Annotated in this window: 22 protein-coding genes; 9 read left to right on the plus strand and 13 right to left on the minus strand. The window is 72.1% G+C overall.

What is annotated here, in order from left to right; all coding sequences use genetic code 11:
• Positions 1-222: 222 nt before the first annotated feature.
• The 5 genes from EMA17_RS17675 to EMA17_RS17700 form a co-directional block, all read right to left on the minus strand.
• Positions 223-405, minus strand: a complete 183-nt coding sequence (locus EMA17_RS17675; RefSeq protein WP_126638011.1) for a hypothetical protein — start codon at positions 403-405, stop codon at positions 223-225.
• A gap of 54 nt (positions 406-459) precedes the next feature.
• Positions 460-738, minus strand: coding sequence for a hypothetical protein (locus EMA17_RS17680; protein WP_126638012.1), 279 nt, complete (start codon positions 736-738; stop codon positions 460-462).
• A gap of 16 nt (positions 739-754) precedes the next feature.
• Positions 755-1,273 carry a hypothetical protein gene (locus EMA17_RS17685; protein WP_126638013.1) on the minus strand — a complete coding sequence of 173 codons (519 nt, stop codon included), beginning with the start codon at positions 1,271-1,273 and terminating at the stop codon, positions 755-757.
• Positions 1,274-2,281: 1,008 nt separating this feature from the next.
• Positions 2,282-2,482: a hypothetical protein gene (locus EMA17_RS17690; RefSeq protein ID WP_126638014.1), complete on the minus strand. Its 201-nt coding sequence runs from the start codon at positions 2,480-2,482 to the stop codon at positions 2,282-2,284.
• Between the two features lie 255 nt (positions 2,483-2,737).
• On the minus strand, positions 2,738-3,538 hold the full coding sequence (locus EMA17_RS17700; protein ID WP_126638015.1) for an SDR family NAD(P)-dependent oxidoreductase: 801 nt from the start codon (positions 3,536-3,538) through the stop codon (positions 2,738-2,740).
• A 191-nt stretch (positions 3,539-3,729) separates the two neighbouring features.
• Here EMA17_RS17700 and EMA17_RS17705 point away from each other — a divergent pair, with 191 nt between their 5' ends.
• Positions 3,730-4,383 (plus strand): TetR/AcrR family transcriptional regulator, encoded by a 654-nt coding sequence (locus tag EMA17_RS17705; protein WP_126638016.1) that lies wholly within the window; start codon positions 3,730-3,732, stop codon positions 4,381-4,383.
• Between the two features lie 447 nt (positions 4,384-4,830).
• Here EMA17_RS17705 and EMA17_RS17710 read toward each other — a convergent pair whose 3' ends face one another.
• Both EMA17_RS17710 and EMA17_RS17715 read right to left on the minus strand, forming a co-directional pair.
• The gene (locus EMA17_RS17710; RefSeq protein WP_246126739.1) at positions 4,831-7,272 is read right to left on the minus strand and encodes an ABC transporter permease; all 2,442 of its coding nucleotides are present in this window, start codon (positions 7,270-7,272) and stop codon (positions 4,831-4,833) included.
• Complete coding sequence (locus EMA17_RS17715; protein ID WP_126638017.1) at positions 7,251-8,024, minus strand: ABC transporter ATP-binding protein; 774 nt, start codon at positions 8,022-8,024, stop codon at positions 7,251-7,253. The genes EMA17_RS17710 and EMA17_RS17715 overlap by 22 nt, the downstream gene beginning before the upstream one ends.
• A gap of 109 nt (positions 8,025-8,133) precedes the next feature.
• Here EMA17_RS17715 and EMA17_RS17720 point away from each other — a divergent pair, with 109 nt between their 5' ends.
• The 5 genes from EMA17_RS17720 (at position 8,134) to EMA17_RS17740 (ending at position 12,542) form a co-directional block, all read left to right on the plus strand.
• Entirely contained in the window at positions 8,134-9,354 is a 1,221-nt protein-coding gene (locus tag EMA17_RS17720) for a sensor histidine kinase (RefSeq protein ID WP_126638018.1), read from the plus strand.
• Positions 9,354-9,986 carry a response regulator transcription factor gene (locus tag EMA17_RS17725; RefSeq protein WP_218042909.1) on the plus strand — a complete coding sequence of 211 codons (633 nt, stop codon included), beginning with the start codon at positions 9,354-9,356 and terminating at the stop codon, positions 9,984-9,986. Before EMA17_RS17720 ends, EMA17_RS17725 begins: the two co-directional genes overlap by 1 nt.
• Positions 9,987-10,284: 298 nt before the next feature.
• A complete protein-coding gene (locus EMA17_RS17730) occupies positions 10,285-11,118 on the plus strand; it encodes a trypsin-like serine peptidase (protein WP_126638020.1) in 834 nt (277 codons plus the stop codon).
• A 357-nt stretch (positions 11,119-11,475) separates the two neighbouring features.
• Positions 11,476-12,132 carry a TetR/AcrR family transcriptional regulator gene (locus tag EMA17_RS17735; RefSeq protein ID WP_126638021.1) on the plus strand — a complete coding sequence of 219 codons (657 nt, stop codon included), beginning with the start codon at positions 11,476-11,478 and terminating at the stop codon, positions 12,130-12,132.
• Complete coding sequence (locus tag EMA17_RS17740; protein ID WP_126638022.1) at positions 12,129-12,542, plus strand: Dabb family protein; 414 nt, start codon at positions 12,129-12,131, stop codon at positions 12,540-12,542. The genes EMA17_RS17735 and EMA17_RS17740 overlap by 4 nt, the downstream gene beginning before the upstream one ends.
• Positions 12,543-12,605: 63 nt before the next feature.
• Here the strand turns inward: EMA17_RS17740 and EMA17_RS17745 are convergent, their stop codons facing one another.
• Entirely contained in the window at positions 12,606-13,037 is a 432-nt protein-coding gene (locus tag EMA17_RS17745; RefSeq protein ID WP_126638023.1) for a hypothetical protein, read from the minus strand.
• 302 nt (positions 13,038-13,339) lie between these two features.
• Here EMA17_RS17745 and EMA17_RS17750 point away from each other — a divergent pair, with 302 nt between their 5' ends.
• The gene (locus EMA17_RS17750) at positions 13,340-13,993 is read left to right on the plus strand and encodes a class I SAM-dependent methyltransferase (RefSeq protein ID WP_126638024.1); all 654 of its coding nucleotides are present in this window, start codon (positions 13,340-13,342) and stop codon (positions 13,991-13,993) included.
• A gap of 100 nt (positions 13,994-14,093) precedes the next feature.
• On the opposite strand, the gene EMA17_RS17755 is transcribed toward EMA17_RS17750, so the two are convergent.
• Genes EMA17_RS17755 through EMA17_RS17770 form a run of 4 tightly spaced genes read right to left on the minus strand, consistent with a single transcriptional unit; the run spans position 14,094 to position 17,731 of the window.
• Positions 14,094-15,296 carry an ABC transporter permease gene (locus EMA17_RS17755; protein ID WP_126638025.1) on the minus strand — a complete coding sequence of 401 codons (1,203 nt, stop codon included), beginning with the start codon at positions 15,294-15,296 and terminating at the stop codon, positions 14,094-14,096.
• Position 15,297: 1 nt separating this feature from the next.
• A complete protein-coding gene (locus EMA17_RS17760; protein WP_126638026.1) occupies positions 15,298-16,044 on the minus strand; it encodes an ABC transporter ATP-binding protein in 747 nt (248 codons plus the stop codon).
• Positions 16,041-17,132 carry a peptidoglycan-binding protein gene (locus tag EMA17_RS17765; protein WP_126638027.1) on the minus strand — a complete coding sequence of 364 codons (1,092 nt, stop codon included), beginning with the start codon at positions 17,130-17,132 and terminating at the stop codon, positions 16,041-16,043. Before EMA17_RS17765 ends, EMA17_RS17760 begins: the two co-directional genes overlap by 4 nt.
• Positions 17,129-17,731: a hypothetical protein gene (locus EMA17_RS17770; protein ID WP_126638028.1), complete on the minus strand. Its 603-nt coding sequence runs from the start codon at positions 17,729-17,731 to the stop codon at positions 17,129-17,131. Before EMA17_RS17770 ends, EMA17_RS17765 begins: the two co-directional genes overlap by 4 nt.
• 160 nt (positions 17,732-17,891) lie before the next feature.
• Between EMA17_RS17770 and EMA17_RS17775 the strand changes: the two genes are divergently transcribed.
• Positions 17,892-18,548 (plus strand): response regulator transcription factor, encoded by a 657-nt coding sequence (locus EMA17_RS17775; protein WP_126638029.1) that lies wholly within the window; start codon positions 17,892-17,894, stop codon positions 18,546-18,548.
• On the plus strand, positions 18,545-19,801 hold the full coding sequence (locus tag EMA17_RS17780) for a sensor histidine kinase (RefSeq protein ID WP_126638030.1): 1,257 nt from the start codon (positions 18,545-18,547) through the stop codon (positions 19,799-19,801). The genes EMA17_RS17775 and EMA17_RS17780 overlap by 4 nt, the downstream gene beginning before the upstream one ends.
• Here the strand turns inward: EMA17_RS17780 and EMA17_RS17785 are convergent.
• Positions 19,752-21,173 carry an alpha/beta hydrolase gene (locus tag EMA17_RS17785; RefSeq protein ID WP_246126740.1) on the minus strand — a complete coding sequence of 474 codons (1,422 nt, stop codon included), beginning with the start codon at positions 21,171-21,173 and terminating at the stop codon, positions 19,752-19,754. The genes EMA17_RS17780 and EMA17_RS17785 overlap by 50 nt on opposite strands.
• Positions 21,174-21,442 lie beyond the last annotated feature (269 nt).

The following is a 21,442-nucleotide window of genomic DNA, read 5'->3' on the forward strand; positions in this document are numbered from 1 at the left end:
TGCGGCAACTCGTCGTGAGTGTCGAGTCGCGTCCGCCGTCGACGACTTCCGCGTGCACGACGCGGCGGATCGCCCGTCCGGCGGACGACTGCCCGGACTCGTATCCGGCGCCGAACACGGCCGTCGCGATGGATGCTCCGGTGCCGGTGCCGGTGCCGGTGCCGGTGTCCGCGCCGTAGGGCCGGAAATGGCCGCCGTCCCGGGCATGTTCGGGGTCCGGGGTCAGCCGTCGCGGGCGCTGCGCAGGAGATCGGCGGCGCGGCGGGTGAGGCGCTCCAGGGTTGCCGCGGGCAGGGTGATGTCGTCGGCGACGGGCGTGACGGTGACGGCGGCGAAACCCGATCCGATCCGGATCACGACGGAATCCACGGTCTTGGGGCCGCCGTGTTCGAGGACGACGCGCATGCGCACGTCGTCCGAGTTCGTGGCGGGTGTCGCTCGTCCGCGATTCCCGCACCGCTACCGGGTATCGGCTCCGGTGGCGCAGTTGCGGGGGCCGCCGGCGCGGGCGCGGCGCAGGCGTTCGAACGCCACGCCGAGCGCGACGGCGTTGGCGTAGCCCACCGTTGTCGCGATCGTGCCCATGGTGGGATCGGTTTCCCGCGGCAGGTCCGAGGCCAGGGTGATCCGCCGGTTCGCGCGGTGGGCCGTCGGCGGCTCGCCGACCAACGCGGTGAACCGTTTGGCGAACGCCGCGCGTCGTCGACGTGACGGTTGCGTTCGACGTCGGTCCGACATGCTTCCGCGGGTCGGATCAGGTCAGGTCGATCGTCAGCCGATCGTCGTCCCTGGTCGGGTGTTCGATCGTGATCGTGCCGGTGGCGGCGATGTGGATACCGGTGCCGCCGGTGACCGCGAAGGTGTGTGACCACGGCGTGTAGGTCACCGCGAATTCGGTGACCGACGGCAGCGGGCGCGGGAATCCGGAGGCGGCGGTGATCAGGCCGCCGTTCAGACTCAGGACGAGGTTCGAGACGACGAAGGCGCCGTCCGGCCCCACGGTCACCGGGACGGTGAACGCGCTTTCCGTGCCCGCCGCCTTCCCGTCCGCGTCGGTCAGGTCGTAGCGCACGAAGAATCCGGCGCCCGGCGTCAGGATGTTCGGGATGTTCGCGCCCGACCGCCTGCCGGTCAGGGTGAACTTCCCGGCCCGGGACGGCGCGGCGCCCGCGACACCCCCGGCCCCGACGGCCAGGCCCGTGCCGGCCGCGGCGGCCGAGGTCAGGCGCAATGCGCTCCGGCGGTCGAAACTCGTACGGTCGGCACTCGTCATGTGTACCCCGCGTTCGTCGTGGACCGGCGCGCGGATCCGCACACCGTGGCGAGGACTTCCTCCCCAATCGGCACGACGACTGCTCCGCCGCGCACCCGGATTCACCACAATGGGCGAACGTCCCCCATTGCGGTGGGGACCGGCCCGCCGACTCGGCGTGTGCTCGGGTGTGTTCCGCCGGTTGCCACGCGCTCACGTGCCCTCGCATCGGCGAGCCGCTGCCGATGCTCAGCCATCCGTCGCCCGGCCCGGGTCCGCGGCACCAACCGACGGTCGCGACCTCGGCGAGCATCGTGTCCGGCTCGAACGCCGGGGGCAGCGTGCCGACGCGGGTCACCACCGGAGTACCTACCGGCCCGTCCTCGGTCGCCGCGAAGCACGGCGGCATCGTCACGGTGAGGGCGTACCGGATCTCGCCGTCCCGGGCCACGGAGAGGCGGAAGGTCGACGGTTCCCGGGGCGCGCCCGCCTCCCGACGGGAGCCGGGGACGCACCACACTGCCACGGCCCGCGATCCCGACGCGGCCGGGCTGCGCAGCCGGTTCGCGTCGGGGCCGCAGGACTCGGGAGCGAACGCGAATCCCCATCCGGGCGACCCCGTCGTCCGGCCCACCACCATCAGGGCGCGGTCGTCCCACGGATCGGCCGAGCACCGATGTCCCGACGCCACGCGGTGTTCGATCAACTCATCCGAAGTGGCGGGAACGGTCGGTCCGTTCTGCTCCCCGTGGCCGAACAGGGCCATGAGGCACGTGGGTTCGACGCCCTCCACCCGTACGAAGCGGTAGCCGTCGCGAAAGGGCCACGTCTCGCCGGCGAGCCGGTCCAGGCCCTCGGGGTCCGGGGCCGGCACCGGCTCGGGCGGCACGCCGGTGCGGCCCGCGCGGGGCATCGCAAGCAACTCCCGACCGCGTTCCGGCGTGATCACCGCGGCGAGCAGCGGATCCGCGAGCAGACCGACCGACGCCACGACGTCCCCGGCGGGCGGGGATCCACGGCGCGAGGCCGTCACGCAGCACCCCACGCGCCGTCGGTGTCGCCCCACCGAGCGGCCTCACGCGCGTGCGGCACCACGGCGCCGAAGGCGCCGAAGGGCTCGTAGACGAAGGTGGCGTCGGCGATGCGTTGAGCCAACTCGCTTACGTGATCCGGAATTTCATCGACCACCTGTTGAGGCCGCCGCCACGAGCGGTGGATCTCGTGGGCCACGCACGCCGGCAGGAACCGACGCCGTCGGTCCGGTCCGCAGGACGGCGTCGGCGGAGAACACCCGAGAGCCCGACCGTGGTTTCGCCGGCCGACATGGCGCCGAGCCGGGTGATCGCGGTGGGGAACCACGGTGACGGCAACCCGTTTATCCGCTCGTACGTCGAGATCGTGACGGCCGCGTACCGCCACTGAGCGTGTCGGGCCCCACGGCCCGGCCGTTGCGGGGCCGCCCGTGGTGCCCGCCTCTCGGTCGGGTCACGCGTTGGCGCCCGCGTCCACCGTTATCGCGGCGCCGGTGATGTGCCGGCCCTCGGGGCCCGCGAGGAGTGCCACCGTCGCCGCGACGTCGTCCGGGTCCAGAAACCGACCCAGGGCGGTGAGTTCGCGTTGGAGGTTCGCGTCGGCGGCGTCGGCCGGGTTCATGTCGGTGTCGGTCGAGCCCGGGTGGACGACGTTCACCGTGATGCCGCGCGGCCCCAGGTCCCGGGCGAGGCCGCGGGTCAGGCCGCCGAGCGCCGCCTTGCTCATCGCGTACAGCGTGACCCCCGCGAACGGGACCCGCTCGGCCAGCGTGCTGCCGATGCCGATGATGCGCCCGCTCCCGTTCGGCAGGTGGCGTGCCGCCGCCTGCGAGGCCAGGAACACCGCGCGTATGTGCACCGCGATCGTGTGGTCCACCTCCGCCGGCGTGACCTCCTCGATCGGGCCGTTGGGGAAGACACCCGCGTTGTTGACCAGGATGTCCAGTCGCCCGAACTCCTCCGCCGTACGCTCGACCGCCGCCACCACCGCCCTCGGATCGGCGGCGTCCGCGCGCAGTGCCAGCGCGCGGCGACCGAGTGCCTTTACGTCGGCCGCGACCTTGCCCGCCTGCTCCTCGCCCGCGGCGCTGACGTACGTGAACACGACGTCGGCACCGTCGCGCGCGAGCCTGCGTACGATCGCCGCGCCGATCCCCCGGCTGCCGCCGGTGACCAGGGCCGTTCTGCCGGCCGGCACGGCGCCGGCCGGGTCGGCCGTGCCGGTGGCGGTGGTGGTGGCGTGGGTTTCGGCCATCGTGGCCCCTTCGCATGGTGCGGGCCGCGCAGGCCGGACGGCGTGGCGGCGTCTGCTGCCGCAGCGGGTGTCCCTCTGTGCCGCGGCTAATTCTGTGTCGATCGACACAGAACACTTCCACGGAGCATTCGACCACGTCAAGCGATATATTGAAGGAACGACACAGAATTCCCGGAGGAAGGGACGACCCCATGCCGAGAGCCGGCCGCCCCCGGAGCTTCGACCGCGACGCCGCACTCGGACAGGCCATGCGCGTCTTCTGGGAACGTGGTTACGAAGCCACCTCCATGGGGGACCTCACCACCGCCATGGGCATCGGTTCACCCAGCCTGTACGCCGCCTTCGGCTCGAAGGAGCAACTCTTCCGCGAGGCCGTCGTCCTCTACGACGCCACTCTCGGCGCCGCCGTCGACCACGCGCTCACCCGGGAACCCACCGCCCGCGCCGCCGTCGCCGCGATCCTTCGCGCCAACACCCGCACCGCGGACGCGGACGGACCCGCCGGCTGCATGCTTGTGGTCGCCGCCACCAACTGCACCGACGCCAACGCCCCCGTACGCGACCTCCTCGCCACCCGGCGGGACGAGGGGCTGCGCGACCTGCGGCTGCGCCTGGACCGCGGCGTGCGCGACGGCGACCTGCCGCCCGACACAGACACCGAAGCCGTCGCCGCCTACTACACGGCCGTGAACCAGGGCCTGTCCATCCGCGCCCGCGACGGCGCCTCGCGAGCCGAACTCACCCGCACCGCCGACCTGGCCATGGCGACATGGGACGTCGTCACCGCGGCAAGGCCGTCCGGCGTACCGCCCGCCGACGACCCGGCCCGACACGCGGGCGGGTGAAACGACATCCGGATCGAACCGCCGCCCGCCGAGATCCGGCCGCAACCCCTCCTGTTTCGTGAGGCGTTGGTCCAGGCGGATGAGGTCCGGACGTCGGCGGTGCCGGATCGGGCGACGAAGGAGACCCCTGGTCGAACCCGAGTGCCGCCGCGCCGGGGGGCGTCCTCCCCGAATCGCGCCTGTTCGACGCGGGCACAGCCGTCCTCACCCCGCGCGGATGGCTTCCGGCCGACGCGGTGGTCCGCGACCCGGTCGGCCGACCCCACCCGCGCCACACTCACCGCTGCGAGACGGTACGGCCGGTGCGCGGCTTGCGCAGCGCCGGCCCACGCCCCACGTGTGGCCTGCATGGCCTGCCGCACGGCCGGCTGGTCCGTGTTCGGCCGCCGTGCCGAAACGGCGGGTGGGGAGTGTGTGTTCGTGGTGGGTCGGATCGGGTGGACCGGTTCATGCCGCGGGTATTCGGTGGCGGTTCGGGCGCAGGGCCAGCCATGCAGGGCCGACGGAGGCGGTGAGGGCGGCGGCGAGGCATGTGGCGATGACGCCGCCGACGAGCGGCCACGGCACGACCAACGGGACCGAGGTGCCGCCGAGATCGCTCAACGCCCAACGCAGGCTCAACAGCGACGGCACGGCGACGACCGCGCCGAGCGCCGTGCCGATGGTCACGACGATGGCCGACTCGGCGGCGATGGCGCACAGCGCCTGCCGGACGGTCGCGCCGGATAGGCGCAGGACACGCAGATCGGGCAGCCGATCGGCGGTGGCCATCATCAGGGTGTTCGCTATCGCGATGGCCGTGTAGCCGACGGAGACCACCACGAGCAGCACGGTGAAGGTCCACACGAGGCGTTGCTCCTCGGCGTCGGCCGACGAGGCGTATGCGGCGACGCTCACCTCCTTGCCGCCCAGCGGCGCCCGCGCGGGATCGGCACCGGTGCGAAAGATGGCCGCCGTCAGCGCCGAGGGATCGTGGGCGCGGACGGTCCCGCGCGGAAACAGGACGTCGTAGGGCGTCGACTCGTCGGCCAGCACGGCGATCACGCGCATCGTCCGGGTGACACCGTCGCGGAAGGTCACCCGCGCGTCGCCGCCGTGTCGCCACCCCAGGCGCGCCGCGGTGCTCTCGGACACCGCCATCGCGGTGGGGCCGCGCAACTCGTCGCACGAGCCCCGGCGAGCCTCGACCCGGTCGCCGATGGCGGCGAATTCGTCGGTGACCACACCCGCCGCCTCGACGACCGAGCCCCCGTCGCCGTAGACCGTCGTGGGTGTCAGCGGGGTGCCCGCCACCTCGGCCACCGCGGCGTCCGTCAGGCCCGGGACGTCGTCGGGCACGATCACGCGCTCGGCCCGCACCGACGCCGCGCGCCGAGCCTCGTACGACTGCGCGGTGGTTGCCACCATGCCCGTGATCAACACCGCGAGGCCGACCGTCGCGAGCACCGGCGCGGCGGTGGCGGCGGTCCGGCGCACGGCCGTCAGCATGCCCTCACGCACGAGCAACCCGATCGCCCCGGCGCCTCGCGACAACGGCCACGTCAGCACCCGCACCACGGGAGGCACGACCGCGGGAGCGAGCATGGTCAGCCCGATGATGAGGGCCATCGGCGGATACAGCCCGAAATCCGCGAGCGCCCGAGGGTCGGCCGTCGCCGTGACCGCCGCCGAGACCACGCCGAGGGCCACGAACAACAGCCCACCGACGACGCGCCCGCGCGACATCGGCCGGTTGTCCACGTCGGCCTCGCGCAGGGCCTCCGAGGGCGCGATCCGCGCGGCACGGCGGGACGCCGACCACACTCCCGCCATGGCCACGACCATGCCCAGCGCGAACGCGCCGACCAGGGGGAGCACGCCGACCTCCACGGTGAAGCCCTCGGGTTCGAAGCCGAGATCGACCAGGACGGCGGCGAGTGTGGGGGACAGCACCCCGCCGAGCACGACGCCCAGCCCGGCCGCGAGCGCGGCGACCACGCCGGCCTCCGCGAACAGCGCGCGACGCACCTGCTTCGGGGTGGCGCCGATGGTGCGCAGCAGACCGAACTCGCGTCGACGCCCCGCGACCGAGAGGGCGAACGTGGACGCCACGACGAACACGGTCGTGAACGCGGCGAGAGCCGTCATCGCGGACAGCACCTGGAGGCCCACCCACCGGGTGAACGCGGCGTGGCCCGGTTCCAGTTCGGCGCGGTCGGAGCCGGTGAGCACCCGACCCTCCGCACCCACCACCGCCCGCACCGCCGCCGGGTCGGGCGCCGCGCCGCCGCCGGCGAGCAGGCCCAACACGCGTACGCCGCCCGCCAGTCGATCCGCTTGGCCATCCGTCAGGTAGATGCCGGGGCCGTCGACGAGACCCGACACCGTGTAGGGCGCGGGTCCGGACGCGGTGAGCACGGTGACCGTGTCGCCGGGGTGCGGCCCGAGCCGGCGGTCGAGCACCACCTCGTGGTCGCCGACGGGTGGCCGGCCCGCGACCGGCGCGTGGGCCGCGAGCGCGGCGCTCGACCAACCGTGCCCCAACGGGTCGTCGAGCCGGGGATCGCCCACGGGGCGCCCGCCGATCACCACCTGCGCGTAGAACGAGCGATCCGTGACGACGCGCCCGACTCCGGGGACGGCCGCGAGACGATCCGCGAGCCGCCGTGCCCGTTCCGCCGACCACGGCGGGCCGTCGTCGAACGGAGGCCCCGGCCGCCGGGCCTCACCACTGCGTACGAGCACCGACGCGGCCGCGAACCGCTCCGGGGTCTCGGGCCCCGAGGACAGCAGTACCACGCCGGTCGTCGCGAGGATCGTCACGCCCAGCCCGAGGCCCACGAAGGAACTCAGGAACGAGACCCACCGGGCCCGCATGGTGGCGAGGGTCAGCACAATTCCTCCAGCCACGCCATGCGGGCCGCGATGGTCTCGGCGGGGACGCCGGCCCCGTCCGCGCCGCGGTGGATCTCGTCGGCCACGCGGCCGTCGGTGAGCAGTACCACTCGATCCGCGAAGGCGGCGGCGGTCGGGTCGTGCGTGACCATCACCACCGTCTGGCCGCGCGCGTCGACGACGTCGCGCAGCAGGCGCAGGACGTCGCGCGACGCCTTCGAGTCGAGCGCGCCGGTCGGCTCGTCGGCGAACACCACCGCGGGCCGGGTGATCAACGCGCGCGCGATGGCGACGCGTTGTCGCTGCCCGCCGGACAACTCGGCCGGTCGATGGCGGGCCCGATCCGCGAGCCCCACCTCGGCCAGGGCCGCCGCGACGCGCGCGGGCTCGGGGCGGCGCCCGGCGAGGCGCAGCGGCAGGGCGACGTTCTGCTCGGCGGTGAGCGCGGAGACCAGATTGAAGGACTGGAAGACGAAGCCGACGCGCGAACGCCGCAACAGCGTCGACTCGTGCTCGTCGAGGGCGCGGACGTCGACGCCGTCGACCCGGATCTCGCCGCCGTCGGCGCGGTCGATGCCGGCCGCGCACTGCAACAACGTGGACTTGCCCGAGCCGGAGGCGCCCATCACCGCCGTCAGCGTGCCGCGCGGGAAGTCGAGGGTGATGCCGTCGAGCGCGGTGACCCGCTGGGCGCCCGCGTGGTGCGTCTTCGTCACGCGGAGCAGGCTCACGGCCGGGCCCGTCGGTGTGGATGTCGCTGTGGTCATGCCCTCCAGGAAACCGTCGGCGAACGGCCGGCACATTGGTGCCAGGGCGAGAGCGGGACTAGCCCTGGCACTACCGACACGGCCGTCGCCCGCCGGTTAACGTCGTCGCATGTTCGCGCAAGCCTCCTGGGACTCGATCGGTCGGCGACCGGTGCGTTTCCTGTTGTCTCCGGTGCCATGGCGGGCCCTGTTCTATCTCGGGGCGAGTTGGGCCGTCGGGGCGGTCGTGGTGGTGACGGTGACGGCGGTCGTGGCCATCGGCGTCGCGACGTGGGAGACATCGGTCGGCCCGGCGCTCACCCCGGCGCTCGGGCTCGTGGCGCTCGCGTGCATGGCGGTCGCCGCCGCGCCGTTCGAGCGGTGGCGGCTGCGGCTCATCGGCGCTCCCGTCGCGGCGCCGGAACGGTCGGGCGGTGTGCGGGCGCGGCTGCGCGAGCCCGCCGGGCGGCGCGAACTGGGCTACGCGCTGGTCTCGTTGCTCGGGCTGTGGTGGGTGGATCTGGGCATCGCGTCGGTGGCGTTGGTGATTCCGGGGATGCTGGTCTCGGCGCCGTTGCAGCCCACGGCGCCGTTGTGGATGGCGGTGGTGCTGCCGATGGTGGGGGTCGTGCTGCTGCCGGTGGCGCTGTTCCTGATCGCGGCGTGGGCGGGCGTGCGGGCGACGATGACCCGCGCCGTGCTCGCGCCTCGCGAGGCGGAGTTGATCGAGGTGGTCCGGTCCAGGGCGCGTCTGGTCGACGCGTTCGAGACGGAGCGCCGGCGGATCGAGCGTGATCTGCACGACGGCGCGCAACAACGCCTGGTCGCGCTGAGCATGAAACTGGGCCTGGCCTCGCTCGACCTGCCGGCCGGGTCGCCCGCCGCCCGTCAGGTCCGGGAGGCACACGAGATGGCGCGGGCGGCGCTGTCCGACCTGCGTGAGCTGATTCGCGGTGTGCACCCCCAGGTGCTCACCGAACGGGGACTGCCGGCCGCCGTCCGCGATGTCGCGGGGCGCTCGCCGGTCCCGGTCGACGTCGATGTCGAACTGGCCGAACGATTGCCCACGGCCGTGGAGGTGACCGCCTACTTCGTGGTGTGCGAGGCGTTGACGAACGTGGCCAAGCACAGCGGTGCGCAACGGTGCGCGATCCGCGGGCGGGTGGCCGACGGGCTGCTGGCGTTGGAGGTGCGCGACGGCGGTGCGGGCGGTGCCGACCCGGAGGCGGGCACCGGGCTGATCGGTCTGGTCGATCGACTCGCGGTCCTCGACGGCAGAATGTTGTTGTCCAGCCCGATGGGTGGCCCGACCCTGTTGCGAGTGGAGATCCCGTGTCCGGCCTCAGAGTAGTGCTCGCGGAGGACGCCGTGCTGTTGCGCGAGGGGCTGGTGGGTCTGCTCGAGCGCTTCGGCCACGAAGTGGCCGCCGCAGTGGGCGACGGTCCTTCGCTGATCGCCGCCACGCGGGAGCATCGCCCCGATGTCGTGATCGCCGACGTGCGCATGCCGCCCGATTTCACCGACGAAGGGCTGCGCGCCGCGCGCGAACTCCAGGCGACACTGCCGTCGTTGGCCGTTCTGGTACTGAGCCAGTATGTCGAGCAGACCTTCGCGGAGGAGCTTTTCGACACGCGCGGCGCCTCGGGCATGGGTTATCTGCTGAAGGAACGCATCGGCGATGTCGAGGAGTTCGCCGACGCCCTGACCCGCGTCGCCAGGGGCGGAACCGTGGTCGACCCCGAGGTGGTCCGCCAACTCCTGGCGCGCCGACGCGATCCCCTGCGGCGCCTGACTCCGCGCGAGCGCGAGGTCCTCGCCCACATGGCCGAGGGGCGTTCCAACGCCGCCATCGCGCGTGCGTTGGTGGTGACGGAGGCCGCCGTGGCCAAACACATCGCGAGCATCCTGACCAAACTCGACCTCCCGCCGGCCCCGGACGACCACCGCCGAGTCCTGGCCGTCCTGGCCTACCTACGCGCCTGAAGCCACCCCGACTCGGCCGCCATATCGAGGCCCCGACACCACCCGAGCCCGGCGCACCGCACTGCCCCGCGGCCGAGAGGAACGCCCGACCCACCGACAACGACCGCCGGTCGACGGGCCCGAACGGCCCACCGGGTTACCGACCGCGCGGCGTGGGTTGCTCCGACGGTCGGCGTGCGCAAAGAAAAACCCAACTCACTTTGGTTACTTGTCTCCCGGGTGTCGAACCCTCAACAATGCGCATGCACCACACAATCGCGCTCCTTCATCGTCCCCACCCTCAAAAGGGGAACCTCACATGAAGAAGTCCATCGTCGGCGCACTGGGCGCCGTCTGTGCCCTGCTGCTCGCTGCCGCGGGCACGGCACCCGCCGTCGGCGCCCCGCCGGCCACCGTCAAGGCGGTCAACTTCGCCGGTACGGTAGCGCTGAGCAACTGTTCGGGATCCGTGATCCGGATGCCCGGCTCGCAACCGGGCGACCCGGCGCTCGTCCTCTCCAACGGCCACTGCCTCGAGACCGGATTTCCCGGTGCCGGCGAGGTCATCACCGACCAGCCGTCGTCCCGTACCTTCTCGCTGCTCGGTGCCTCCGGGTCCAAGGTCGCCACCCTGCGGGCCCACAAGGTCTCGTACGCCACGATGACCGACACGGACATCTCGATCTACGAGCTCACCCAGACCTACACGCAGATTCAGAAGTCGTATGGGATCAGTGCGCTGACCCTCAACGACCGCCACCCGGTGGCCGGTTCGGCGATCAAGGTGGTTTCCGGGTATTGGAAGCGGATCTACAGCTGCAACGTGGACGGCTTCGTCTATCGGCTGAAGGAGGCCGACTGGACCTGGCGGGACTCGGTCCGCTACACGTCGTCCTGCAACACCATCGGCGGTACGTCCGGCTCCCCGGTGATCGACACGGCGACGGGCAAGGTAGTCGCCGTCAACAACACCGGCAACGAGGACGGTGCCACCTGCACGGAGAACAACCCGTGTGAGGTCGACGAGAACGGCAACGTCACCATCCGTCGGGGCATCAACTATGCCCAGGAGACGTACACCATCGTGCCCTGCATAGGTATCGGCAACAAGGTCGACCTGAGCCTGCCGGGCTGTACGCTCCCGAAGCCCTGACGCCCTGACGCCCGCCGGCATGTGTGCCGAAAGGCGAAGCCGCGCACACATGCGGGCGCGCGGGCCGCACCTTGTCGGGACGGCCGGTCCGTCGACCACCCGCACCCCGTGATCCCTGTGTGGCATGCGGGGTGCGGTGGTCGGAAGACCCTGACGGCGGCACTCCGGACGTAGTCCGGGGTGCCGCCGATTCCTTGTCCCGGCGAGCAACCCACCGAGCCGCGAGCGGGAATCGGCAACCTGCGCGTAGGTCCGGGAGCGCCGGTTGTCGTTCGATGTTCGCAACCCCTCTTGACAGAACCGGAGTTCCGGGAAAAGCTAACGGCGTTAGATTTTCTAACGCCGTTAGGAGTTCGGGTGGGCAAGCGGGAAGAGGTTCGTCGGCGGACGTTCGCCGAGATCCTGGACGTCGCCGGCCGCATGGCGGAGGCCGAGGGCTGGCAGGCCGTGACGATCCGGCGGATCGCCGCCGAGATCGGCTACAGCGCACCGGTGATCTACCAGCACTTCGCGAACAAGGAGGCGGTGCTGCGAAAGCTGCTGGAGCGGGCCAATGCCGACCTGCTGGCGCGGATGCGGTCCGCGGTGGCCGACGAGCCGGCGGCACGCGGGCCGCATCTGGCCGCGGCCGCATACCTGGAGTTCGCCCGATCGCAACCCGGCCCGTACCAACTCGTGTCGGGCGGGGCCGGTACGGGCGTCGACGCCGCCACCCGCCGCGCGGCCGCCGCCGAAGTGCTCGCCTTCACCCGCCGGGTCGTCCACGCGTGGGCGGCCGATTCCGCGGCCGGGCCGGTCGACCTCGACGATGCCTGCGACCTGCTGTGGGGCACGTTGCACGGTCTCGCCGGCATCGGGTCGATCGAGGACGTCGGATTCGATCGCGCCCTGCACCTGGCCGAACAGGCGGTGTCGGCGCTGCTCGGCTACTGGTCCGCCCGACCCGCCCCGCCCGCCGACCCCGACGCGCCTCACCCGCACACCCACAGTCCGCATGTCAGGGGAGAGAAATGATCTACCACCACAACCGTTTCGCCTTCAAGGAGACCGTCACCGCCGAGCAGCGCGAGGAGGCCCTGGCGAGCCTGCGCAACCAGGGCGAGTCGATCGACGCGGTCGTGCGGTACGTCGTCGGCAGGGACGTCGGCGGCGACTTCGAGTACGGCGCCGTGTTCGTGCTCGAAGACCTCGACGGGTACTGGGAGTACCTGATGGCGCCCTCCCACGCCCACACCGACCGGATCGGCCTGCCGCTCCTCGAAACCTTCGTCTCCTACGACACCACCGACAGCGACGACCCCGACATCGCCCGCAGGATCGCCGAACTCCACGAACGCCGCTACGCGGGCGACCCGGCCCTCACCAAGCTCGTGGCCGACCTGCCCTCCTACAGCGGCAGCGGCGCGCCCACCCCCAACCTGTAGCCGAACGCGTCGCCGCGGTGCCGGGCTTGTTCCACCACCCGGCACCGCGGCGCGTGGTCGCGGCTACTGGACTCGGCCGCAGCCGTCGGCGATGCCGCCCGCGCGTACGTTGCAGATGCGGAAGCGCACGTCGCGCACGTCGGTGTCGACCAGGGAGAAGCTATACGTCTGGTTGGTACCGATGCCCGCGTAGAACTTCCAACTGTGATCCGTGGTCGATGTTTCGGAGCGCTGCAGCACGGCGCCGGTGACATCGCTGGTGCAGCGGGACTTGGTATTGCTCAGCTTGACGGTGCCCCACGTTTTGTACAGGTTCATCGCCTCGTTGGTGAGTTCCCAGCCGAACGTTCCGGACGCCGTGGTGCATTTGCGGTTGTTGGTGCCGTAGCTCCCGCCGTTGATGGGACCCTCCTGCGCGCTTGCGGCGGAGGGGAGCAGCGCGAGGGCCGCGGCCGTCGCGGTGATGCCGATGAACCGTGCGATTCTGCGTGACATATGGCGTCTCCTGGGTGATCGCGAGTCGGGCCGTCGACGGCGATCGGCCGCCGCGCCCGCCGGGCGGATGTGGTCGAGGAACGACACGGGGATGGGGCCCGTGCCCGCGTCCCCGTGCGAAGGCCGATGGGAACGCCGCTTCTCCCGGACGGGAGCGGTCGTTCCGGGGCCTGCTCCGGATTGCACCAGCGTTCCGGGCCGCCGTCCAGGCCGGCGCGGTGTTCCGCGCCGTCCCGAACATGTCCCGAACAACGACGTTGCGCATCGACCACCCTGTCAGTGGGCTCGTCCATGCTCGCCCGATGACCGAGCTCTCCCACCTGGCCGCTGTCCGTGAGTCGTACGACACCGTCGCGGCCACCTACGTCACACACGTCAAGGGCCCGGCCCAACTGGATCCGGTGTCACGCGCGATGCTCGCCGCGTTCATCGAACTCGTGCGGAGGGCCGACCTCGGGCCGGTCGCGGATCTGGGGTGCGGCCCCGGCAAAGTCACCGCGTATCTGGCCGAGTCGGGGTTGCCCACGTTCGGCGTCGACCTGTCACCCAAGATGATCGAGTCGGCCCGACACGCCTATCCGAGCCTGCGATTCGACGTGGGCTCGATGACCGCACTGGACCTCCCGGACGACGAACTCGGGGGCATCCTGGCCTTCTTCTCCACGCACCACACGCCGCCGGAGCAATTGCCGGTGGTGTTCTCCGAGTTCCACCGCACACTCGCCCCCGGTGGCCGGCTGATGCTGGGCGGCCACATCGGGGACGACGAGCACCTGCGTCCCACACGGGCATACGGTGGTCATCCGGTGTCCTACGAGTCCTACTTTCTGCCGCTCGACCGCATCGCCGAGGTCCTGGGCCAAGCCGGCCTCATCGTCACCGCACGACTGCGGCAGGAACCCGGCGACGGGGCGAAAAGGCCGCATGCCTACCTCCTGGCCCGCAAACCCGAGTGACTCCGCCGGACGCCGAAGACGGCATGCGGGCACCACGGCCGTCGCCGTTGGAGGGAATCGGACCCAGGCGACCGACGGAGCGAACCGAAGGCGCCGCGGATCACGCCGCGGCCAGGGCCTCCGTCGGAGGCAGGCGCGACGCGCGGATGGCCGGGTAGAGGCCGGCGACGGCGCCGATGACCAGGGTGGCGCCGAAGCCGCCCGCCGTCGCCCAGGCCGGGATGACCGCGTCCCAGTTCCGGGTGCTCGCGTACCCGGTGGTGACCGCCATCCCGAGGACGACACCTGCCGATCCGCCGAGTGCGGAGAGCATCAGCGACTCGACCAGGAACTGGGTGCGGATCTGACCGCGGGTGGCGCCCAGCGCGCGGCGGAGGCCGATCTCGGCGCGGCGTTCGAGCACGGTGACGACCATGGTGTTGGCGACCCCGACGCCTCCGACCAACAGCGCCACCGCGCCGAGCCCGAGCAACAGGCCGGTGAACGCCTTGTCGGTCGCCTGCCGCGCCGCCAGCGCGTCCGAGGGACGCGAGACCTTGACCTCGTTGGGGTTCCGCGGGTTGGCCGAACGCGCGAGCACATCGCGCACGGCCGCCACCGCCCTGTCGGACGAACGTGTGTACACGCTGGTCGGGTGCCCGTCGAAGCCGAGGTACGTGCGGGCCGCGGTCCACCCCACCAGGGCCGTCGCGTCGAGTTCGGGCGCGAGCGGCACCGGGTCGAGGATGCCGACGACGGTGAACCGGCGTCCGCCCAGGTACACCTGGACGTCCGGGCCCGGCGCCCCGATGCCGAGCCGGTCCGCCGCCGATCCGCCCAGGACCGTCGCCGGGTAGCGCTCGGTCGCCCCGTTGAACCATGTCCCGAGCCCGACGGTGGCCCCGACGGTCTCGGGCAGTGCGAGATGCGCGGCGGCGACCGTGATGCCGCCGCTCTCCGCGGCCGGGACGCGGTCGTTGCGGTAGACCTTCGCGGACTTGACGACACCGGTCGCGGCAACCCGCCGCACCGGGCCGATGCGGGCGATCGTCGCGGGTGCCTCATCCGGGAGCGACGCGGTGCCGCTGGTCAGCGAATTGCCGGGGGTGACGGTCAGCAGATCGGTGCCCAGCACGGCGAGGCGGGCGTCCAGGTCCGCACGGCCGGACGTGGAGATCCCGGCCACGGCCGTCATCGCCGCGATGCCGATGGCGATGCCGAGCGCGGACAGGAACACCCTCAGCGGACGCGTGCGCAATCCGACGGCACCGACCGCGGCGACATCGCGCGGCCGCAGCCGGGCCGGAGTGTCGACGGTTGCCATGTCAGCCCTCCACCCGTCCGTCGCGCATCGTGATCCGCCGCGGCAGCGACGCCGCGATCTCCCGGTCGTGCGTGATGACCACCACCGCGGTTCCGGCCGCGTGGAGTTCACGCAGCAGGGTCATGACGCCGCGGCCGGACGCCGTGTCGAGGTTGCCCGTCGGTTCGTCGGCGAGCAGCAACACCGGATCGCCCGCCACGGCGCGGGCGATGGCGACGCGTTGCCGTTGCCCGCCGGAGAGTTCGTGCGGCAGGTGGTCGAGCCGGTCGCCGAGGCCGACACGTTCGAGGGTGGCTCGGGCGATGCGGCGGCGCTCGCGCGGCGACAACCCCGCGTACAACAGCCCGTCGGCGACGTTTCCCAACGCGCTGCGTCCGGGAGCGAGGTGGAACTGTTGGAAGACGAACCCGATCCGGCGGGCGCGGAGCGCGGACAGGCGACGGTCGGACAGCGCGGCGACGTCGGATCCGCCGATGCGCACGGTGCCGCTCGTCGGCCGATCGAGGGTGCCGATCAGGTTGAGCATGGTCGACTTGCCGGACCCCGACGGGCCCACGATGCCCACGAGTTCGCCACGCGATATGGCGATGTCCACACCGGCGAGCGCCGTCACTCCGCCGGGGTACTCCTTGCCGACCCCGACGAGTTCGACGTACGACCCGGGCAACTTCTGCTCCACGACGGCCGGTTCGTCCGCGAGCGCGTCCACCGGCAGGTCCGGGAGGGCATCCCCACTCGACAGCCTCATGTCGGCATCCCCACCGTCGTGCCCTGCGCGAGCCCTGAGCCCGTCACCTCGACGCGGCCGCCCGCGAACATGCCGGTCTGCACCGGCACGATCCGCGTCGTGGTCCCCTCGACGACCTGGACGCCATAGCCGCCCTCGGCGAGCGCGAGGAGCGCGGCCACCGGCGCGGTCAGCACGTTCTCGCGGCGCGACGACGTGAACGCGACGTCGATGGAGGCCTGGTCGAGCCCGGCGACGGCCTTCTCGTCGTCCAGGACGACCGTGGCCTTGAGCTTCGTGGTGGGCGTGGCCGGGGCACCGCCGCTCTCCTTGCCCGGATCGATGATCGTGGCGGTCGCGGCGACCTTGCCGGGGACGGTCGTCCGATCCGGCAGCCTGACCGACACGGCGGTGCCGGTCCCGGCCAGACTCGCGTAGGCCATCTCCAGTTCGACGCTCACCACCCGCCTGGTTCCGGTGTAGGTGAGCACGGCCTGCCCCGGCTGCACCGCGTCGCCGAGCGCGGCCTTGTCGACGTCGACGCGGATCTCCCCGGGCGCGTAATGCACGCGCCCGAGCTCGATACCTCCGGTCTCCTCCAGCCCGTTGGCCTTCTGCCACTTCCTCACGGCCGCCGCGGTGCCGTCGGTGTACTTCGTGTCGACGGTGAAACCCGTGTAGCCGAGTTCCGCGAGGTTCCGCTCGAACTGCTCGACGTCGGGCCCTTCGACGCCGGCCGCGAGGTTTCGGTAGGCGGGGAGCGCGCCGTACAGCAGCAGCACCGGCGTGTTGTCCACCCTGTACAGCGGCTTCCCACGAGCGACGGTCGACCCGGGCGCGGCAACGGAGGTGAGCGTGCCGGTGAGCTTGCCGCCGTTGAGGGTCGTGGTGCCGCCGTAGTCGAGCCTGCCGGTCTTGGACGTCGTGTCGACGAGGGTCTCCTTGGTGATCGTGCCGGTGGCCGGGGGCAGTGTGCCGCGCCGAGGCTTCGCGTCGTCCCCGGTGGGCAGCCCGATCCCGGTCGCGGCCGCGGTCGCGGCCCCGGCGGCGAGCACCGCCGCCATCCCGGCGACCACGCGTCCGGCGGTGCGGCGCCTGCGGCGGGTCACGCGCCGGCTCCCGGGCCGCTGGTCTTTTGGCCTCCGTCACCGCCGGGCGGCTTCGGCATGTACGTCGAGCACGCCTGATCGGCGGCCTTGAAGCGCGGGTCGTCCGGTCCCAGGCCCAGGGCGTCGTTGTTGATTTGCAGGCCGCCGTCGGAGGACGGGTCGGGGAACTGCGGGATGCCGTTCTCCCGCATGCACTTGGCGTACCGGCGCAGTTGCTCCGTGACCTTCGGGTCGACCTTCCGGCTCTCGCCGCCGTCGGGCATGAGGCCGCGGCACTTGACCTGCGCGGCGTCGACGACCTTCGGGTCGATGCCTTCGGGGAGGTTCAGCGAGACGCCGCCGTCGCCGCCGAAGGTCGGGTCGGGGAACTGCGGGATGCCGTTCTCGCGCATGCACTTGGCGTAGCGGAGCATCGCGTCGCGGGCGTCGCCGGCGCCCTTGCCGTTTCCGGTCCCGCCACCGCCCGGGGATGCCGAGGTGGTCGCGGTGGGCGTGCCCGCGGAGGCGATCCCGTCGCCGTCGTCGCCCCCGCCGCCGCATCCGGCGAGCGCGCCGAGCATGAGCAGGAGGCCGAGCCCGAGCCCTGTCGTTGTTCGCATCCGGTGATCTCCTCGGGTCGTGGCCGTGCGAGGTCGTGGCCGGGTGAGGCCGCCCTCGTACGGCAGTGGTCGTGGACCCCATTCGAGTCGCCGCCCCGTCATCCCACCGTCATCGCATTCGTTGACGCGGAAGTGACGCCCTCGGCGGGAGGATGGGCGGATGCGAATCCTGGTGGTGGAGGACGAACCGCTCTTCGCGGACGCGGTGGCCGAGTGGCTGCGCGGCGACGCGCACGCGGTGGACGTGGTGTACGACGGCGACACGGCCCTGGGGAACCTCGCCGTCCACGACTACGACGTGGTCGTCCTGGACCGGGACGTGCCCGGTGTGCACGGCGACGACGTGTGCCGCACCATCGCCGCGGGCCAGGGCACGACGCGGGTGCTGATGCTCACCGCCGCGGGCCTGATCGACGACCGCGTGGCGGGCCTGACGCTCGGCGCGGACGACTACCTCGCCAAGCCCGTCGCCTTTCGCGAACTGGGCGCCCGGGTGGTCGCGTTGGGCCGGCGCTCGCGGGCCGCCGCGCCGCCGGTGCTGGAGCGGGCGGGCGTACGGCTGGACCTGCACCGGCGCGAGGTGTACCGAGATGGCCGGTATGTCCCGCTGTCGCGCAAGGAGTTCGCGGTGCTGGCCGAGCTGCTGCGTGCGGACGGCGCCGTGGTGTCGGCCGAACTCCTGTTGGAGAAGGCGTGGGACGAGCACACCGATCCGTTCACGAACGTGGTGCGGATGACGATCCTCAAGCTGCGCCGCAAACTCGGCGAACCGCAACTCGTGGTGACCCAAACGGGAGTGGGGTACCGGATCCCGTGAGGACGAGGCGCGGTGCGGCCCGGTCGGCGCAACCTTCGGGTCTGACGATTCGCGCCCGGCTGACGCTCGTGTACGGCGTGCTGTTCCTGATCGCCGGCGGAGTGGTGCTGGGCGCGACGTATCTGCTGGTGTCCCAGCAGCTGGGAGGCGACTCGCAGGGCACATACAAGAGTTCGGCGACCGGTGGGGCCCCCGTCGGTGGCGGGCCCGTGGGCGACGCCGGGTCCGGGGGCCCGCCGGGCGCGGCGCCGCCGCCGCCCGAGCAGCAGTTCACCCGGTCGACCGACGGCACGCGCGAGGGCGCGCTCAACGCCCTCCTTACGCAGGGCGGCATCGCCCTCGCCGCGGTCGGCATCGCGGCCACGCTGTTCGGCTGGCTCATCGCCGGGCGCATGTTGCAGCCGCTGCACCGCATGACGGAGACGGCGCGGCGCATCGCCGAGGCGCCCGCCGCGGACCGGAACCTGCACGAACGCATCGATCTGGCCGGCCCCGAGGACGAACTCAAACGGCTCGCCGACACGTTCGACCTGATGCTGGAACGCCTGGACCATTCCTTCGACGGCCAACGGCGGTTCATCGCGAACGCCTCGCACGAACTCCGTACACCGCTGGCCCTCAACCAGGCGCTGCTGGAAGTCGCGGTCTTCCGCCGTACCGCGTCGGAGGAGGTGCGCCAGTTGGGCGAGACGCTCCTGGAGATCAACAACCGCCACGAACGGCTGATCGACGGCCTGCTGCTCCTGGCCCGCTCCGAACACGAGGTGCTGGACCGCGCGTTCGTCGACCTCGCGGATGTCGTCGACCACGTCGCGGAGCTGGCGCCCCGGGGGGCCGTCGCCATCGAGATCGAAACCGCCGAGGCCCCGACCACGGGGAACCCGGTGCTGTTGGAACGCCTCGTGCACAACCTCGTCGAGAACGGGACGAGGCACAACACGCCCGAGGGCGGTTGGGTACGCGTCACGAGCCGCACCGGCGCCGACGGATCGGCCGTCGTCGAGGTCTCCAACACCGGACCGGCCGTGCCGAGGTACGAAGTCCCCTCACTCTTCGAGCCGTTCCGCCGCCTCGGCGCCGAACGCCCGGCAACCCGTACGCCCGGCGCCGGCCTCGGCCTGTCGATCGTCCGCGCCGTGGCCCGCGCCCACGGCGGCGACGTCCACGCCGAACCCCGAGAGGGCGGCGGATTGACGGTCACCGTCACCCTCCCGCCCGCCCGGGAACCCGGCGACGGCGCTCCGACACCCTGAACGCGGGTTCGTGGGTCGTCGGGCTCGAAGCGGTGGGGGGATCCGGGCGACAGAACAGGTCGCGCGAGGGTCGAATCCCGGTCGCCAGGAATCGGTCGGCCCCACGCAGCGCGCACGACGGTGCCTCCGGGTCGTAGCCGCCGTGGTTGCCACCGTCCACGGTGATCATGCGCGCCCGGTCGCCCAGGGCCCTGCGCATGCCCAGCGCACCCGCGTAGGGCGTGGCCGGGTCGCGCAGCGTCTGCAGCAGCAGGATGTCGGACGGCCCCCGGTCGGTCACCCGCACCGGTTTCTCGACCGGGTCCGGCCAGAACGCGCACGGCTGGATGTTCGCGCCCGCGCCGCCCAGGATCGGGAACCGGGCACGGCTCGCCGCCACTTCCCGCCGATAGCCGGCGATGTCGCGGGGCGCGCGGGTGTCGCCGCAGGTCACCGCCAACAACACCGCGACCTCGTTGTCCTCGGGTACACCCGGGGTGACCGGGGGCGGACCCCATCGGGGCGCGGGCCCGCCGTGGCGGAGGAACCCGAACCACGCGGCGAATTCGGGGAACTGCAGCGTGTGATAGGCGTTCGACTGCCAGATGGAGCGGAAGAACGCGCCGTCGACGGGGCCCGCGAGCGGGTGTGTCACCGGCGACCGGTCCAGGCGTTCGGCCAGTTCGAGGTAGTTGGCGCGGACCGCGGCCGGGTCGTCGCCGAGGCCCAGGACGGCCGCCCGTTCGGCGGCCCAGGAGGCGAAGTCGCCGAATCGCACGTCGAATCCGCGGTCCCACTCGGCCCATCGTTCGTGCCACGTGCCGTTGGGGTCCGAACTCGCGTCCAGGACGATCCGATCGGTGCGCTCGGGAAACAGTTCGGAGTAGACCGCGCCCAGGTAACTGCCGTACGACGCGCTTCGATACGAGATCCTTCGCTCGCCGAGGGCGATGCGGACGCGGTCCATGTCCCGCGCGGTGTTCGCGGTGGTCACGTGCCGCAACACGTCGCCGCCGTTGGCCAGGCAGTCGCGCGCCAACTCGCGCGCGAACCGCACGTTGGCCTCGATCGCCCCGTCCGGTCCGGGGAACGGGATCACCCGTTCGTGGGGGACCCGGTCGGCGGTGCGTCCGCACGTGACGGGCGTACTGCGTCCGAGACCGCGGGGGTCGAAACCCACGAGGTCGTATCGATCCAGGACTTCCCGAGGGTAGTAATTCGACCACAGTTCGGGCAGATGCAGACTCGGCACACCGGGACCACCGCCGTTGTGCACCAGCACGCCGCGGCGCAGTCCCGGCTTCGCCGTCGAGAGACGGGAGACGGCGATGTCGATCCTGCGCCCCGCCGGCGCCCGGTAGTCGAGCGGGACCTGTACGGTCGTGCATCTCATTCGCGGATCCGCGGGACCGTAAGCCGAAGGCGGACAGTCCCCCCAGACCGGAGCCGGTACCGACGCGGCCGCGCCGGCGGGGACCGTGGACACGAGAATGCACGCCGAGGCGAGCAGCATCGCCGCACGGAGCATCGGGCCCGAGCGTTTCAACATGGTCTGGACCATAGGGAATCGCGGCGCATCGCGACAATCCCCGGAAGCCCTCGAATCGAGCACCGTGCGATCGTGCGATCCGGCCGCCGCCGACGGGAGTTCACGCGCACGGT

The sequence above is a fragment of the Embleya hyalina genome, assembly GCF_003967355.1.
GTDB lineage: Bacteria > Actinomycetota > Actinomycetes > Streptomycetales > Streptomycetaceae > Embleya > Embleya hyalina.